This is a genomic window from Streptococcus sp. SM3 (assembly GCF_027497875.1).
In genome coordinates this window covers 1-16,072 of the sequence record NZ_JAJNSA010000006.1, presented here as the reverse complement: position 1 = coordinate 16,072, position 16,072 = coordinate 1, and the positions used below count along the sequence as shown (strand labels likewise).

Annotated in this window: 16 protein-coding genes; 14 read left to right on the top strand and 2 right to left on the bottom strand. The window is 40.5% G+C overall.

The genetic code is table 11. From position 1 onward, the window contains the following. Positions 1 to 37 precede the first annotated feature (37 nt). The 14 genes from PAN06_RS02020 (at position 38) to PAN06_RS01955 (ending at position 14,166) form a co-directional block, all read left to right on the top strand. Positions 38 to 541, top strand: coding sequence for a phosphatase PAP2 family protein (locus PAN06_RS02020; RefSeq protein ID WP_269795447.1), 504 nt, complete (start codon positions 38 to 40; stop codon positions 539 to 541). Between the two features lie 113 nt (positions 542 to 654). Continuing rightward, entirely contained in the window at positions 655 to 1,101 is a 447-nt protein-coding gene (locus PAN06_RS02015; RefSeq protein ID WP_269795446.1) for a LytTR family DNA-binding domain-containing protein, read from the top strand. A 4-nt stretch (positions 1,102 to 1,105) separates the two neighbouring features. Further along, positions 1,106 to 1,780, top strand: coding sequence for a hypothetical protein (locus tag PAN06_RS02010; protein ID WP_212573602.1), 675 nt, complete (start codon positions 1,106 to 1,108; stop codon positions 1,778 to 1,780). A 106-nt stretch (positions 1,781 to 1,886) separates the two neighbouring features. After that, on the top strand, positions 1,887 to 2,075 hold the full coding sequence (gene rpmB, locus PAN06_RS02005; protein WP_001140948.1) for a 50S ribosomal protein L28: 189 nt from the start codon (positions 1,887 to 1,889) through the stop codon (positions 2,073 to 2,075). 155 nt (positions 2,076 to 2,230) lie between these two features. Next, on the top strand, positions 2,231 to 2,596 hold the full coding sequence (locus PAN06_RS02000) for an Asp23/Gls24 family envelope stress response protein (protein ID WP_000216437.1): 366 nt from the start codon (positions 2,231 to 2,233) through the stop codon (positions 2,594 to 2,596). A gap of 2 nt (positions 2,597 to 2,598) precedes the next feature. After that, complete coding sequence (locus tag PAN06_RS01995) at positions 2,599 to 4,266, top strand: DAK2 domain-containing protein (protein ID WP_269795445.1); 1,668 nt, start codon at positions 2,599 to 2,601, stop codon at positions 4,264 to 4,266. A gap of 362 nt (positions 4,267 to 4,628) precedes the next feature. Further along, the gene (rpsL, locus tag PAN06_RS01990) at positions 4,629 to 5,042 is read left to right on the top strand and encodes a 30S ribosomal protein S12 (RefSeq protein ID WP_001142332.1); all 414 of its coding nucleotides are present in this window, start codon (positions 4,629 to 4,631) and stop codon (positions 5,040 to 5,042) included. A 19-nt stretch (positions 5,043 to 5,061) separates the two neighbouring features. Continuing rightward, on the top strand, positions 5,062 to 5,532 hold the full coding sequence (gene rpsG / locus PAN06_RS01985) for a 30S ribosomal protein S7 (RefSeq protein ID WP_000087873.1): 471 nt from the start codon (positions 5,062 to 5,064) through the stop codon (positions 5,530 to 5,532). A gap of 394 nt (positions 5,533 to 5,926) precedes the next feature. Next, positions 5,927 to 8,008, top strand: a complete 2,082-nt coding sequence (gene fusA / locus PAN06_RS01980) for an elongation factor G (protein ID WP_045612723.1) — start codon at positions 5,927 to 5,929, stop codon at positions 8,006 to 8,008. 326 nt (positions 8,009 to 8,334) lie between these two features. Next, complete coding sequence (locus PAN06_RS01975) at positions 8,335 to 10,035, top strand: acetolactate synthase large subunit (protein WP_000411735.1); 1,701 nt, start codon at positions 8,335 to 8,337, stop codon at positions 10,033 to 10,035. Then, entirely contained in the window at positions 10,028 to 10,504 is a 477-nt protein-coding gene (gene ilvN, locus PAN06_RS01970) for an acetolactate synthase small subunit (protein ID WP_001253803.1), read from the top strand. Before PAN06_RS01975 ends, ilvN begins: the two co-directional genes overlap by 8 nt. 216 nt (positions 10,505 to 10,720) lie before the next feature. Next, the gene (gene ilvC / locus PAN06_RS01965; protein ID WP_020902728.1) at positions 10,721 to 11,743 is read left to right on the top strand and encodes a ketol-acid reductoisomerase; all 1,023 of its coding nucleotides are present in this window, start codon (positions 10,721 to 10,723) and stop codon (positions 11,741 to 11,743) included. A 113-nt stretch (positions 11,744 to 11,856) separates the two neighbouring features. Then, on the top strand, positions 11,857 to 13,107 hold the full coding sequence (gene ilvA / locus PAN06_RS01960) for a threonine ammonia-lyase IlvA (protein WP_000952976.1): 1,251 nt from the start codon (positions 11,857 to 11,859) through the stop codon (positions 13,105 to 13,107). An 843-nt stretch (positions 13,108 to 13,950) separates the two neighbouring features. After that, the gene (locus PAN06_RS01955; RefSeq protein ID WP_001130036.1) at positions 13,951 to 14,166 is read left to right on the top strand and encodes a hypothetical protein; all 216 of its coding nucleotides are present in this window, start codon (positions 13,951 to 13,953) and stop codon (positions 14,164 to 14,166) included. Positions 14,167 to 14,362: 196 nt separating this feature from the next. Here the strand turns inward: PAN06_RS01955 and PAN06_RS01950 are convergent, their stop codons facing one another. Together PAN06_RS01950 and PAN06_RS01945 are read right to left on the bottom strand one after the other, a co-directional pair. After that, positions 14,363 to 15,103, bottom strand: coding sequence for an amino acid ABC transporter ATP-binding protein (locus tag PAN06_RS01950; protein ID WP_125392905.1), 741 nt, complete (start codon positions 15,101 to 15,103; stop codon positions 14,363 to 14,365). Further along, the coding region (locus tag PAN06_RS01945) for an ABC transporter substrate-binding protein/permease (protein ID WP_269795444.1) at positions 15,103 to 16,072 on the bottom strand (970 nt) is incomplete at its 5' end. The genes PAN06_RS01945 and PAN06_RS01950, both read right to left, overlap by 1 nt.

Here is a 16,072-nt window from a genome sequence, read left to right as displayed (position 1 = left end):
CCTATAAGCAAAATTTGAGTAAATGATGAGAAAATATATGAAAATTTATCAAGAATGGTATGGCCACGTTGCTGGTAAGATTGAAAATAAGCCCTTTCTTCTGAGCTTGTTAAGAACTTTCAATCGCTTCATGACGGTAGTTATGCCTATAGTTTATCTGACCTTGTTAGCCACTGCCTATCTCCAAGAAGGATTTGGGAAACAGGTAGGGATCTATTTGTTTATCCCTGCATCAGGTTTTGTGATTTTGTCCTTTCTTCGTAAGAAAATCAATACTCCTAGGCCTTATGAGGAATGGGCTATTAAACCCTTGCTTGACAGAGATAGTCCTGGTCAGTCAATGCCCAGTCGTCATGTCTTTTCAGCAACCATTATCTCCATGGCTTGCTTACATGATAGTTTATCTGTAGGGGTTATCTTATTGGTCTTGTCAGCCCTCCTCGGTCTAGTGAGAGTCTCAGGTGGCGTGCATTATCCCAAGGATGTAGTAGTTGGTTATATTTGTGGTCTTGCGTGGGGTGTGATTTTCTTTCTATTTTGACCTGTAAGTTAAGGCGGTCCCACAACCACTTACGAGTCTAAAGTAACCACTTGCTTTTTTGCTCTTGTTTTCTTATTTTGGCTTTGATATAGTAGAGTCAGAAAGGAGATGGAATGAAGTTACGAATCGAAATTGACAGCAATTTAGAGGAAACTGAAATTGTCATCAAGGCGGCGGCTTTGACAGATGAAATTGCGGATTTGCAGCGGCTCTTGCAAGAGTCCAAGTCTCCTAGGTTGATTTTTTACAGGGGGACGGGTGAATATTATCTGGATTTGTCGGAAATTCTATTCTTTGAGACAGAAGGGAGCAAGATTTATGCCCATACCCAGAAAGATGCCTACGAAGTTCGGCTTAAACTCTATGAGTTAGAGGCTATCCTTCCTCGCTATTTCAGTCGGGTATCCAAGTCAACGATCGCTAATATTCGGCAGGTTTACTCGGTGGACAAGTCCTTTTCAGGAACGGGCACCATTTCCTTTTATCAGACCCACAAGGAGGTTCATGTCTCACGACATTACCAATCCCTCCTAAAAGAAAATCTAAGAAACATGAGGTAAGAACATGAAAAAGAAAGCATTTGGTATTGTGTTGCTTATTTTGGCGGCATGGATTCTGTTTCAGGGACATTATGGTGTCCCATCCCTGGAGACTAAGTATTCTCCCTTCATCTTTATTGCTTTTCTCCTTTATAAGGCGGTAGAATCTTTTCTTAGACATCATTGGACAAGAGCTACTTTTTTAGCATTAATAGCGTTAAATATAGTGAATCTTTTTTATAATTGGATTCAGCTATCTCCTGTTTCACTTATTTTGGCTAGTATTTTAATCGTAATGGGTGTCAGCGCACTCACTCATTCTAACAGAACTTGGAACGGGGAAAAATGGTGGTATGATGGTAAAAAGACCATTCTAACAGATAAGGAAGTTGCTTTTGGAAGTGGGACTTTCTACAAGCAAGAGCAAGAATTGGTAGAAGATCAAGTAGAAGTTGGTTTTGGCAATGCCAAGATATATTATGACAATGCAGAGATTTTAGGAGATACCGCAACCTTGAAGATAGAAGTCGGTTTTGGGAATGCAGTTATCTATGTTCCTCAACATTGGGGAGTTGATTTAAAGGTAGAAACTTTCTGTGGCGTAGCCAAGGCAGATACTCCTCTAGCCCCAACCAGCAAAACCTTGATTATCCGTGGAGATGTGGCTTTTGGGAAGTTGGGAATTGTCTACGTTAAATAAAAAAATCTTCCAATTCCCTTGCAAAAATGAAGAAAGTGTGATAACATAGTACGGTATGTGGTGCTAGCACATCCGCTATATTAGATCTAATAGGAGGAAAACACAAATGGCTAAAGTATGTTACTTTACAGGTCGTAAGACTGTATCAGGAAACAACCGTTCACACGCGATGAACCAAACAAAACGTGCCGTAAAACCAAACCTTCAAAAAGTTACTGTACTTATCGATGGTAAACCTAAAAAAGTTTGGGCTTCAGCTCGTGCTTTGAAATCAGGTAAAGTTGAACGCGTTTAATAATAAAAGTAAGGAGACCTTAGGGTCTTTTTTCTTTTGTTGTGGGTATAAAATCATTTGAAAAACGGAGTAAATATCCGCTGATACAGTATTCTGCTTTTACACTTGGGCTGAAATATGATAAAATAGAGTATCAACTAGTTGAGGTAAAAAGGATGACTGTAAAAATTAATACAAAAGATGGTCAAATCGAACTAACAGATGAAGTGATTGCAACCGTCGTAGGTGGAGCAGCAACTGAGATTTTTGGTGTGGTCGGTATGGCTAGTAAAAATGCCCTCAAAGATAATTTCCAAGCCCTTCTAGGTAAGGAAAATTATTCCAAAGGTGTCGTCGTAAAGGCGGCCGAAGATGGCAGTATTGCAGTTGATGTATATACCGTGTTGAGCTACGGAACAAAGATTAGCGAAGTGTCAAAAAACATTCAAGAGCGTGTTCGTTTTAGCTTGGAAAACCAGCTTGGAATTACTGCTCAGACTGTAAATGTCTACATTCAAAATATCAAAGTTGTAGGAGAATAACCGTGTCAAAAATTACTACTAGCTTATTTCAAGAAATGGTGCAGGCTGCATCAACTCGCTTGAATAAGCAAGCTGAATATGTCAATTCATTAAACGTCTTTCCAGTTCCAGATGGAGATACTGGAACAAACATGGGAATGACCATTGAAAATGGAGCTAAAGAAGTTGCAGACAAGCCAGCTTCTACAGTTGGCGAGGTAGCGAGCATTCTTGCCAAAGGTCTTTTGATGGGTGCGCGTGGGAACTCAGGAGTTATTACATCTCAGCTTTTCCGTGGATTTTCACAAGCCATCAAGGATAAAGACGAGTTAACAGGTCAAGACTTGGCCCTTGCCTTCCAATCAGGTGTGGAAGTTGCTTATAAAGCAGTTATGAAGCCAGTTGAAGGAACGATTTTGACAGTTTCTCGTGGAGCTGCTATCGGTGCTAAGAAAAAAGCTGAGCAAACTGATGACGCTGTTGAAGTCATGCGCGCAGCCTTGGAAGGTGCTAAAACAGCTCTAGCTAAAACACCAGACATGCTTCCAGTATTGAAAGAAGTTGGCGTTGTGGACTCGGGTGGTCAAGGACTGGTCTTCATCTACGAAGGTTTCCTTTCAGCCCTTACTGGTGAATATATTGCATCTGAGGACTTTGTAGCGACTCCTGCCAACATGAGTGAAATGATCAATGCAGAACATCATAAATCTGTAGCTGGTCATGTAGCGACTGAGGACATCACCTTTGGTTACTGTACTGAAATCATGGTAGCTCTCAAGCAAGGTCCAACTTATGCCAAAGATTTTGACTACGATGAATTCCGTAACTACTTGAATGAGCTTGGAGATTCTCTCCTTGTTGTCAATGATGATGAAATTGTCAAAGTCCATGTCCATACAGAAGATCCAGGACTTGTTATGCAAGAAGGTCTCAAATATGGTAGCTTGGTCAAGGTAAAAGTTGACAATATGCGTAACCAACACGAAGCACAGGTTGAGAAAGAAGCTGCCCAAGTTAGCAAGCCTGCTGAAGAAAAAGAGTATGCTTTGATTGCTGTAGTGGCTGGTAAAGGTCTAGCAGATATCTTCCGTTCTCAAGGTGTGGATTATGTTATCGAGGGCGGTCAAACTATGAACCCTTCAACAGAAGACTTTATCAAGGCTGTTGAACAGGTCAACGCTCGTAACATTATCTTCCTGCCAAACAACAAAAATATCTTTATGGCGGCTCAATCTGCAGCAGAAGTTTTGGAGCAACCAGCAGTAGTGGTGGAAGCTCGTACTCTTCCTCAAGGTTTGACAAGTCTTCTTTCCTTTGATCCAAGCAAGTCCATCGAAGAAAACCAAGAGCGTATGACTGCAGCCCTTAGCGATGTCGTTAGTGGAAGCGTCACAACAGCTGTGCGTGATACAACCATTGATGGCTTAGAAATCCATGAAAACGATAATCTAGGTATGGTGGATGGGAAAATCCTCGTGTCAAACCCTGATATGCACCAAACATTGACTGAAACATTGAAACATATGTTGGATGAAGATAGTGAAATCGTAACCTTCTATGTTGGTGAAGATGGAAGCGAAGAACTTGCTAATGAAATTGCTCAAGAAATCGCAGAAGAATTCGAAGACGTTGAAGTCGAGATTCACCAAGGCCAACAACCAGTTTACCCATACCTATTTAGTGTGGAATAAAAATTTAAAATATTAAAAAGAAAGTTGATTTTACAACTTTCTTTTTTTATGACATTTGTCATATTTCCTAGTGACAGAAGCATCTAGCTCCGCCAACTTCAAAAGACTATAATTGAAGGAACAAATAGTTATGATTAATCTTCTTGTTCTGATCAGAATTTAAAGATTGGAAAGACGATAAAAAAAGAAAAATATCTTGACAACCAAGGGAAAATTTTGTTACAATAATAGACGGTACTTTTTACTTTTGGTCTCTCAAGAGTGTACAGGGACGTGCTGACAAATGTTGCAAAAGTACACACAGATGATAGCTGTCACCAAGTGTATCATCACCAAAAATAAAAAAACACAGGAGAATGTAGATGCCTACAATTAACCAATTGGTTCGCAAACCGCGTAAATCAAAAGTAGAAAAATCTAAATCACCAGCTTTGAACGTTGGTTACAACAGTCATAAAAAAGTTCAAACAAACGTTTCTTCACCACAAAAACGTGGTGTTGCAACTCGTGTTGGAACAATGACACCTAAAAAACCTAACTCAGCCCTTCGTAAATTCGCTCGTGTACGTTTGAGCAACCTTATCGAAGTTACTGCCTACATCCCAGGTATCGGACACAACTTGCAAGAGCACAGCGTGGTTCTTCTTCGTGGTGGACGTGTAAAAGACCTTCCAGGGGTACGTTACCATATCGTCCGTGGTGCACTTGATACTGCAGGTGTTAACGATCGTAAACAAGGCCGTTCTAAATACGGTACTAAACGTCCAAAAGCATAAGGAAAGGGGATAAAGAGAAATGAGTCGTAAAAATAGAGCTCCAAAACGTGACGTATTGCCAGATCCGCTTTACAATTCACAACTAGTTACTCGTCTTATCAACCGCGTTATGCTTGATGGTAAACGTGGTACAGCTGCTTCAATCGTTTACGGTGCCTTTGAGCAAATCAAAGAAGCTACTGGAAACGATGCACTTGAAGTATTTGAAACAGCTATGGAAAACATCATGCCTGTACTTGAAGTACGTGCACGTCGTGTTGGTGGTTCTAACTACCAAGTCCCAGTTGAAGTTCGTCCAGAACGTCGTACAACACTTGGACTTCGTTGGTTGGTAACAATCGCTCGTCTTCGTGGTGAACACACAATGCAAGACCGTCTTGCAAAAGAAATCTTGGATGCTGCTAACAATACTGGTGCAGCTGTTAAGAAACGTGAAGACACTCACCGTATGGCTGAAGCTAACCGTGCATTCGCACACTTCCGTTGGTAAGATAGGATGCGAAAGCGTTAAGAAAGTCCCAGGGAAAATAGGGAATCAAAGCAGGTTGCGATTGCAACCAATGAGATTCATCTTTTTCTCCAGACTTTTAGCTTGAGCTCAACTATATCATGATGCTAGGAACGGTAAGGATGCAAGGTGAAAATAGGAAACTGACGCAGTATTCGATGAATACAAGGAAGTTTATCTTTTTCACACAGCATCCCGTTCCAGCTCAAATCGGCTAACTAACTTTAGCCCGAGTTCGATTCAATTTGTAAATCTACAAGTTGAAACCAACAATAGCATGAAAACATTGAGAACGGGTAGGTCCTGCCTATCCGTTTTTATTAAAATCGTGTTATAATAGAATAGAAATCAAAAATAAATAGGAGAAACAAACCTCATGGCACGCGAATTTTCACTTGAAAAAACTCGTAATATCGGTATCATGGCTCACGTCGATGCTGGTAAAACAACAACTACTGAGCGTATTCTTTACTACACTGGTAAAATCCACAAAATCGGTGAAACTCACGAAGGTGCGTCACAAATGGACTGGATGGAGCAAGAACAAGAACGTGGTATCACTATCACATCTGCTGCGACAACCGCTCAATGGAACAACCACCGCGTAAACATCATCGACACACCAGGACACGTGGACTTCACAATCGAAGTACAACGTTCTCTTCGTGTATTGGATGGTGCGGTTACCGTTCTTGACTCACAATCAGGTGTTGAGCCTCAAACTGAAACAGTTTGGCGTCAAGCAACTGAGTATGGAGTTCCACGTATCGTATTTGCCAACAAAATGGACAAAATCGGTGCTGACTTCCTTTACTCTGTAAGCACACTTCACGATCGTCTTCAAGCAAACGCACACCCAATCCAATTGCCAATCGGTTCTGAAGATGACTTCCGTGGTATCATCGACTTGATCAAGATGAAAGCTGAAATCTATACTAACGACCTTGGTACAGATATTCTTGAAGAAGACATCCCAGCTGAATACCTTGACCAAGCTCAAGAATACCGTGAAAAATTGATCGAAGCAGTTGCTGAAACTGACGAAGAATTGATGATGAAATACCTCGAAGGTGAAGAAATCACTAACGAAGAATTGAAAGCTGGTATCCGTAAAGCGACTATCAACGTTGAATTCTTCCCAGTATTGTGTGGTTCAGCCTTCAAGAATAAAGGTGTTCAATTGATGCTTGATGCGGTTATTGACTACCTTCCAAGCCCACTTGATATTCCAGCGATTAAAGGTGTTAACCCAGATACAGACGCAGAAGAAACTCGTCCAGCATCTGACGAAGAGCCATTTGCAGCTCTTGCTTTCAAGATCATGACTGACCCATTCGTAGGTCGTTTGACATTCTTCCGTGTTTACTCAGGTGTTCTTCAATCAGGTTCATACGTATTGAACACTTCTAAAGGTAAACGTGAACGTATCGGACGTATCCTTCAAATGCACGCTAACAGCCGTCAAGAAATTGACACTGTTTACTCAGGTGATATCGCTGCTGCCGTTGGTTTGAAAGATACTACAACTGGTGACTCATTGACAGATGAAAAAGCTAAAATCATCCTTGAGTCAATCAACGTTCCAGAACCAGTTATCCAATTGATGGTTGAGCCAAAATCTAAAGCTGACCAAGACAAGATGGGTATCGCCCTTCAAAAATTGGCTGAAGAAGATCCAACATTCCGCGTTGAAACAAACGTTGAAACTGGTGAAACAGTTATCTCAGGTATGGGTGAGCTTCACCTTGACGTCCTTGTTGACCGTATGCGTCGTGAGTTCAAAGTTGAAGCAAACGTAGGTGCTCCTCAAGTATCTTACCGTGAAACATTCCGCGCTTCTACTCAAGCACGTGGATTCTTCAAACGTCAGTCTGGTGGTAAAGGTCAATTCGGTGATGTATGGATTGAATTTACTCCAAATGAAGAAGGTAAAGGATTCGAATTCGAAAACGCAATCGTCGGTGGTGTGGTTCCTCGCGAATTTATCCCAGCGGTTGAAAAAGGTTTGGTAGAATCTATGGCTAATGGTGTTCTTGCAGGTTACCCAATGGTTGACGTTAAAGCTAAGCTTTACGATGGTTCATACCACGATGTCGACTCATCTGAAACTGCCTTCAAGATCGCGGCTTCACTTGCTCTTAAAGAAGCTGCTAAATCAGCACAACCAGCTATCCTTGAGCCAATGATGCTTGTAACAATCACTGTTCCAGAAGAAAACCTTGGTGATGTTATGGGTCACGTAACTGCTCGTCGTGGACGTGTAGATGGTATGGAAGCACACGGTAACAGCCAAATTGTTCGTGCTTACGTTCCACTTGCTGAAATGTTCGGTTACGCAACAGTTCTTCGTTCTGCATCTCAAGGACGTGGTACATTCATGATGGTATTTGACCACTACGAAGATGTACCTAAGTCAGTACAAGAAGAAATCATTAAGAAAAACAAAGGTGAAGACTAATCTGTCCTCACTCTAGAAGGAAGTCACTTAGTGGCTTCCTTTTTTGTATAGTTCCGATAAATTTTATAGATTCTGAAAACATGCACTCATAAAAAATTTCATATAAAAATGAGTTAAAGAAATTTGCGGAAGAAATATATAATTATCAATAGAAATAAGTTGAAAAAGAATATAAATTACCTTTTAAAACTTATAAAAACAATAATAATATTCATAAATAAACGTTAAAATAGAAAATTCAGAAAATTTCTTCTTTTCTCTTGAAAAATTTTGAAAAAATGGTATGATAGTAACAAGTTATTTTTAAGAGAAGAGAAAGGGGAACAATGGAGAAAATCAGTTTAGAATCTCCTAAGACGGGGTCGGACCTAGTTTTGGAAACACTTCGTGATTTAGGAATTGATACCATCTTTGGTTATCCTGGTGGTGCAGTCTTGCCTTTTTATGATGCGATATATAATTTTAAAGGCATTCGCCACATTCTAGGACGCCATGAGCAAGGTTGTCTGCATGAAGCTGAAGGTTATGCCAAATCAACTGGAAAGTTGGGTGTTGCCGTCGTCACTAGCGGACCAGGAGCAACAAATGCCATTACAGGGATTGCGGATGCCATGAGCGATAGTGTTCCCCTTTTGGTCTTTACAGGTCAGGTTGCGCGAGCAGGGATTGGGAAGGATGCTTTTCAAGAGGCAGACATTGTGGGAATTACCATGCCAATCACTAAGTACAATTACCAAGTTCGTGAGACAGCTGATATTCCGCGTATCATTACGGAAGCCGTCCATATCGCAACTACAGGTCGACCAGGGCCGGTCGTAATTGACCTACCAAAAGATGTATCTGCTTTGGAAACAGACTTCATTTATTCACCAGAAGTTAATTTACCAAGCTATCAGCCGACTCTTGAGCCAAATGATATGCAAATCAAGAAAATCTTGAAGCAATTATCTAAGGCTAAAAAACCAGTCTTGCTAGCTGGTGGTGGAATTAGTTATGCTGAAGCAGCTGCAGAATTAAATGAATTTGCAGAGCGCTATCAAATTCCAGTGGTAACCAGTCTTTTGGGACAAGGAACGATTGCAACGAGTCATCCACTCTTCCTTGGAATGGGAGGCATGCACGGGTCATTCGCAGCTAATATTGCCATGACGGAAGCGGACTTTATGATTAGTATTGGTTGCCGTTTCGATGACCGCTTGACGGGGAATCCTAAGACCTTTGCTAAGAATGCTAAGGTTGCTCACATTGATATTGATCCAGCTGAGATTGGTAAGATTATCAGTGCAGATATTCCTGTAGTTGGAGATGCTAAGAAGGCTTTGCAAATGTTGTTGGCAGAACCAACAGTTCATAACAATACTGAAAAATGGATTGAGAAAGTTACTAAAGACAAGAACCGTGTTCGTTCTTATGACAAGAAAGAGCGTGTGGTCCAACCGCAAGCCGTTATTGAACGAATTGGTGAACTGACGAATGGAGATGCCATTGTGGTAACAGACGTTGGTCAACACCAAATGTGGACAGCCCAGTATTATCCATACCAAAATGAGCGTCAGTTAGTGACTTCAGGTGGTTTGGGAACCATGGGATTCGGAATTCCAGCTGCAATCGGTGCTAAAATTGCCAACCCGGATAAGGAAGTAGTTTTGTTCGTTGGAGATGGTGGTTTCCAAATGACTAACCAGGAATTGGCTATTTTGAACATTTACAAGGTGCCAATCAAGGTGGTTATGCTGAACAACCACTCGCTTGGAATGGTTCGCCAGTGGCAGGAATCCTTCTATGAAGGTAGAACATCAGAGTCAGTTTTTGATACCCTTCCTGATTTCCAACTGATGGCGCAGGCTTATGGCATTAAAAACTATAAGTTTGACAATCCTGAGACCTTGGCTCAAGATCTTGAAGTCATCACTGAGGATGTTCCTATGCTAATCGAGGTAGATATTTCTCGTAAGGAACAGGTGTTACCAATGGTACCAGCTGGTAAGAGTAATCATGAGATGTTGGGGGTGAAGTTCCATGCGTAGAATGTTAACAGCAAAACTACAAAATCGTTCAGGAGTCCTCAATCGCTTTACCGGTGTCCTGTCTCGCCGTCAGGTTAATATCGAAAGCATTTCTGTTGGAGCAACAGAAGATCCGAATGTATCGCGTATCACCATTATTATTGATGTTGCTTCACATGATGAGGTGGAGCAAATTATCAAACAGCTCAATCGTCAGATTGATGTGATTCGCATTCGAGATATTACAGACAAGCCTCATTTGGAGCGCGAGGTGATTTTGGTTAAGATGTCAGCACCAGCTGAGAAGCGAGCTGAGATTCTAGCCATTATTCAACCTTTCCGTGCAACAGTGGTAGACGTAGCGCCAAGCTCGATTACCATTCAGATGACAGGAAATGCTGAAAAGAGTGAAGCTCTGTTGCGAGTCATTCGACCATACGGTATTCGCAATATTGCTCGAACTGGTGCAACTGGATTTACCCGCGATTAATACTCTTCGAAAATCTCTTCAAATCACGTCAGCTTTGCCTTGCCGTAGGTATATGTTACTGACTCCGTCAGTCTTATTTACAACCTCAAAGCAGTGCTTTGAGCAGCCTGCGGCTAGCTTCCTAATTTGCTCTTTGATTTTCATTGAGTATAAAAATATTTTAAATTTGTTAAACCAGCCTAAAAGGCAATAAATAATAGAAAAGAGAGAAAAACTATGGCAGTTCAAATGGAATACGAAAAAGATGTTAAAGTAGCAGCACTTGACGGTAAAAAAATTGCCGTTATCGGTTATGGTTCACAAGGACATGCGCATGCTCAAAACTTGCGTGATTCAGGTCGCGATGTTATCATCGGTGTACGTCCAGGTAAATCTTTTGACAAAGCAAAAGAAGATGGATTTGACACTTACACAGTAGCAGAAGCAACTAAATTGGCTGATGTTATCATGATTTTGGCACCAGACGAAATCCAACAAGAATTGTACGAAGCAGAAATCGCTCCAAACTTGGAAGCTGGAAACGCAGTTGGATTTGCTCATGGTTTCAACATCCACTTTGAATTTATCAAAGTTCCTGCAGATGTAGATGTCTTCATGTGTGCTCCTAAAGGACCAGGACACTTGGTACGTCGTACTTATGAAGAAGGATTTGGTGTTCCAGCTCTTTACGCAGTATATCAAGATGCAACAGGAAATGCGAAAAACATTGCTATGGACTGGTGTAAAGGTGTTGGAGCAGCCCGTGTAGGTCTTCTTGAAACAACATACAAAGAAGAAACTGAAGAAGATTTGTTTGGTGAACAAGCTGTACTTTGTGGTGGTTTGACTGCCCTTATCGAAGCAGGTTTCGAAGTCTTGACAGAAGCAGGCTACGCCCCAGAATTGGCTTACTTTGAAGTTCTTCACGAAATGAAATTGATCGTTGACTTGATCTACGAAGGTGGATTCAAGAAAATGCGTCAATCAATTTCAAACACTGCTGAGTACGGTGACTATGTGTCAGGTCCACGTATAATCACTGAGCAAGTTAAAGAAAACATGAAAGCTGTCTTGGCAGACATCCAAAATGGTAAATTTGCAAATGACTTTGTAAATGACTATAAAGCTGGACGTCCAAAACTGACTGCTTACCGTGAACAAGCAGCTAACCTTGAAATTGAAAAAGTTGGTGCAGAATTGCGTAAAGCAATGCCATTCGTTGGTAAAAACGACGATGATGCATTCAAAATCTATAACTAATTGATAGAGATTAAGGTGAAGGCGAGTTGGGGGACTAACTCGCTTTTATAATCAATTCATCTCTTTTTAAAAGAATGGATTGCGATAAGTATGAAATAGTCTAGGAGAAAAAGATGTTAAGTTCAAAAGATATAATCAAGGCTCATAAGGTCTTGAACGGTGTGGTTGTGAATACACCGCTGGATTACGACCATTATTTATCGGAGAAGTATGGTGCTAAGATTTATTTGAAAAAGGAAAATGCCCAACGTGTTCGCTCTTTTAAAATTCGTGGTGCCTATTATGCTATTTCCCAGCTCAGCAAGGAAGAGCGTGAGCGTGGGGTAGTCTGTGCCTCTGCGGGGAATCATGCGCAAGGAGTTGCCTATACTTGTAATGAAATGAAGATTCCTGCAACTATTTTCATGCCAATTACTACTCCGCAACAAAAGATTGGTCAAGTTCGCTTTTTTGGTGGGGATTTTGTAACCATTAAACTAGTTGGGGATACCTTTGATGCTTCAGCCAAAGCAGCCCAAGAATTTACAGTCTCTGAAAATCGTACCTTTATTGATCCTTTTGATGATGCCCATGTTCAAGCAGGTCAAGGGACAGTTGCTTATGAGATTTTAGAAGAAGCTCGAAAAGAGTCGATTGATTTTGATGCGGTTTTGGTTCCTGTTGGTGGTGGCGGTCTCATTGCTGGGGTTTCTACCTATATCAAGGAAACAAGTCCAGAAATTGAAGTCATTGGGGTGGAGGCTAATGGGGCACGTTCCATGAAGGCCGCCTTTGAAGCTGGTGGACCTGTTAAACTCAAAGAAATTGACAAATTTGCGGATGGGATTGCTGTACAAAAGGTAGGTCAATTGACCTATGAAGCAACTCGTCAACATGTTCAAACCTTAGTAGGTGTCGATGAGGGGTTGATTTCTGAAACCTTGATTGACCTCTACTCTAAGCAAGGGATTGTCGCAGAACCTGCTGGAGCGGCTAGTATCGCCTCTTTAGAGGTTTTGGCTGAATATATCAAGGGGAAAACCATTTGTTGTATCATTTCTGGAGGGAATAATGATATCAACCGTATGCCAGAAATGGAAGAGCGTGCCCTGATTTATGATGGGATTAAGCATTACTTTGTGGTCAATTTTCCACAGCGTCCAGGGGCCTTGCGTGAATTTGTAAATGATATCTTGGGACCAAATGATGATATCACACGTTTTGAGTATATCAAACGAGCTAGCAAGGGGACAGGACCAGTATTGATTGGGATTGCCTTGGCAGATAAGCATGATTATGCAGGTTTGATTCGTCGAATGGAAGGTTTTGATCCATCTTATATTAACTTAAATGGTAATGAAACGCTCTATAATATGCTAGTCTGAGGACTAATAAAAAAATATCATATTATTTGCACAACTGATGTATAGGTGCTATAATGAGGGTGAAGAAAGGGGGCGATTCCTATGGACTTAGGAAATCGATTAGGCTATTTCTATCACAAGTCATTATAGTACCTATTATTTTTGATTCAGTTTATAGTAAGGGAGTAAAATTACTTGTTATATATAAGGAGCATTTTTAGAATCAACTATTTTATATATGTCTAATCTGAAATTTGGCTAAATATAATAGGAATTAGAAAAAATAATCAATACTAATGAGGAACCTTATACTGAGTTGACTGAGAAGAGTGATAAGATACTAAGAAGATAAAAACAATGGAAAATGTTGGAAGATAGGATACCGTTGTTTCCTAACTAATCATCTTTTTATAGGTTTGAAAAAATAAAAAGGAATATTGATAAAGTAAATAAATAGTACCAGTTGAGCAAGTGAAAAGTGCTTATAAAGGCAGGAAGAATATCAAAGAAGGAGAAGAGAAATAATAGTTAGTAATAGTGTGGAGAGAAAGTCTTCCGCTATTAGAAATGTCCTTTTAAAGTTGGATAAATAGAATAAAGTTGAAGATAAAACCTGTCTAACCTATCCCGAACTGGTATTTGTAAATTATGAATATTTTTACAAATAAAAGAGTTAATAATGCAATTATTTTAAAGGTATTTACTAATGGTTTATAGTAAGCAAAAACCTATATATTATCGGCTTTAATAAGATAGTAACAGAAAAATAAATCATTATTTTTATTGAATATATGTTTTTTTATTGACAAAACACATAAAAACGTATACAATTAAATATCGTAAAGAAGAAAATAGGAGAAGGACATGGCTAAGTCAAACTTTGAAAAAGTAGAATCAGTTGTTGGCTGGGTTCGTGATAAGAAGATCACAGGCTACCGTATCTCTAAAGAAACGAATGCGCGTGAAATGTCTATCATTGCTCTAGCGCAGGGGCGTGCAAAAGTAAAAAATATTTCGTTTGAAACAGCTCTAGGTTTAATTGATTTCTATGAAAAAAATCATGAAAAATTTGAAGATTAATCTTTGGATAATGGCGGATTCTTGAATAAGGTCTGCCTTTTCATTTTGATACTCAATGAAAATCAAAGAGCAAATTAGGAAGCTAGCCGTAGGCTGTACTTGAATACGGCAAGGCGAAGCTGACGTGGTTTGAATTTGATTTTCGAAGAGTATGAGGACAACAAAAAGACTGCACGGTTGATGCAGCCTTTTCTTTTTATTTGAGATAGCGTTGAAGGAATTCTTTTGTTCGGTCTTCTTTAGGATTGGTGAAGAGGTCTTCTGGTTTGCCTTCTTCAGCAATCACGCCCTTATCCATAAAGATAACACGGTGAGAGACATCACGGGCAAATTCCATTTCGTGAGTCACTACAATCATAGTCAAGCCTTCCTGAGCTAGATTTTGCATGATTTTGAGGACTTCTCCAACCATTTCAGGATCGAGAGCTGATGTTGGTTCATCAAAGAGAATAGCGTCAGGATTCATTGAAAGAGCGCGAGCGATGGCCACACGTTGTTTTTGACCACCTGAGAGTTGTTTTGGTTTGGCTTGCCAGTAGCGTTCTCCCATGCCGACCTTTTCCAAGTTTTCTTTGGCAATCTTTTCAGCTTCTGTTCGTTCACGTTTAAGGACAGTTGTCTGAGCGACGATGGTATTTTCAAGCACGTTGAGATTTTCAAAGAGGTTAAAGGATTGGAAAACCATTCCCAACTTTTCACGGTATTGCGTGAGGTCATAGCCTTTTTCGAGGACGTTTTGTCCATGATAAAGGATTTGTCCATCAGTTGGTGTTTCAAGTAGGTTAATGGAGCGTAGGAAGGTTGATTTCCCGCTTCCAGAGCTTCCGATGATAGAGATAACTTCTCCCTTGTGGACAGTGAGAGAAATATCTTTTAGCACTTCGTTTTGTCCATAGGATTTTTTGAGGTGTTTAATTTCAAGGATTGCTTGTGTCATTATTTCAAATCCTCCGTTTGCATTTGGTTAGCACCTGTAGTATAGGTATCCATGTCCATGCGGCGTTCGATGAAGCGTAGGATACGTGTTACGGTGAAGGTGAGGACAAAGTAAATCACGGCGATGATTGTAAATGTCTGGAAGTATTGATAGGTTTGCGTTGCCACTGTATTTCCTGAGAAATAAAGTTCGACAACCGAGATAACGTTCAATACAGATGTATCTTTGATATTGATGACAAATTCATTACCAGTTGCTGGTAGGATGTTACGAACTACCTGAGGGAGGACAATCTTACGCATGGTTTGGTTATGGGTCATACCAAGAGCAGTAGCGGCTTCAAATTGTCCCTTGTCAACTGCTAGGATACCACCACGGACGATTTCAGTCATGTAGGCACCAGTGTTGATCGAAACGATGAAGATAGCAGCCAGTGTGCGGTCAAGGTTGATACCGAAAGCTTGGGCAGTTCCATAGTAGATAACCATCGATTGAACGATCATTGGGGTACCACGGAAAATTTCAATGTAGACATTGAGAATCCAGCCGACTAGTTTTTGTAAGCCATAAATGGCTTTATTCTCAGATAGAGGAGCAGTACGGAAGACACCAATGGCAAGTCCAATAATGAGACCTGTGATGGTTCCCACGATAGAGATTAAAAGGGTGATACCAGCACCACGTAAGAGTTGTTGCCAGTTTTCAGAAAGAATTTTAGCGACTTGGCTAAAGAAACTACTGCTAGTCTCTTCAGTTGTTGTAGCTTCGGCAGGTTGCTCTTTGATCATACGATCCATCAAGGCAACTTGATCATCTTTCGAAATGGTTTCAATGCTAGCATTGATTTGGCTAATACGGTTGTCATCTTTACGAAGTCCAATGGCAATAGCTGTATCTTCTTCCCCCGTTTTGAAACCTGGTTCTACTTGAACCATTTTAAACTTAGAGTTAGCAGCTTCGGCAGTCAGT

Excerpts from the sequence above, each read along its gene's own strand:
- PAN06_RS02015 (WP_269795446.1), top strand. The coding sequence starts at position 655 with ATGAAGTTACGAATCGAAATTGACAGCAATTTAGAGGAAACTGAAATT.
- rpsL (WP_001142332.1), top strand. The coding sequence starts at position 4,629 with ATGCCTACAATTAACCAATTGGTTCGCAAACCGCGTAAATCAAAAGTA.
- PAN06_RS01975 (WP_000411735.1), top strand. The coding sequence starts at position 8,335 with ATGGAGAAAATCAGTTTAGAATCTCCTAAGACGGGGTCGGACCTAGTT.
- PAN06_RS02000 (WP_000216437.1), top strand. The coding sequence starts at position 2,231 with ATGACTGTAAAAATTAATACAAAAGATGGTCAAATCGAACTAACAGAT.
- PAN06_RS01955 (WP_001130036.1), top strand. The coding sequence starts at position 13,951 with ATGGCTAAGTCAAACTTTGAAAAAGTAGAATCAGTTGTTGGCTGGGTT.
- ilvC (WP_020902728.1), top strand. The coding sequence starts at position 10,721 with ATGGCAGTTCAAATGGAATACGAAAAAGATGTTAAAGTAGCAGCACTT.
- PAN06_RS02020 (WP_269795447.1), top strand. The coding sequence starts at position 38 with ATGAAAATTTATCAAGAATGGTATGGCCACGTTGCTGGTAAGATTGAA.
- PAN06_RS01950 (WP_125392905.1), bottom strand. The coding sequence starts at position 15,103 with ATGACACAAGCAATCCTTGAAATTAAACACCTCAAAAAATCCTATGGA.
- fusA (WP_045612723.1), top strand. The coding sequence starts at position 5,927 with ATGGCACGCGAATTTTCACTTGAAAAAACTCGTAATATCGGTATCATG.
- PAN06_RS02010 (WP_212573602.1), top strand. The coding sequence starts at position 1,106 with ATGAAAAAGAAAGCATTTGGTATTGTGTTGCTTATTTTGGCGGCATGG.
- ilvA (WP_000952976.1), top strand. The coding sequence starts at position 11,857 with ATGTTAAGTTCAAAAGATATAATCAAGGCTCATAAGGTCTTGAACGGT.
- rpsG (WP_000087873.1), top strand. The coding sequence starts at position 5,062 with ATGAGTCGTAAAAATAGAGCTCCAAAACGTGACGTATTGCCAGATCCG.
- ilvN (WP_001253803.1), top strand. The coding sequence starts at position 10,028 with ATGCGTAGAATGTTAACAGCAAAACTACAAAATCGTTCAGGAGTCCTC.
- rpmB (WP_001140948.1), top strand. The coding sequence starts at position 1,887 with ATGGCTAAAGTATGTTACTTTACAGGTCGTAAGACTGTATCAGGAAAC.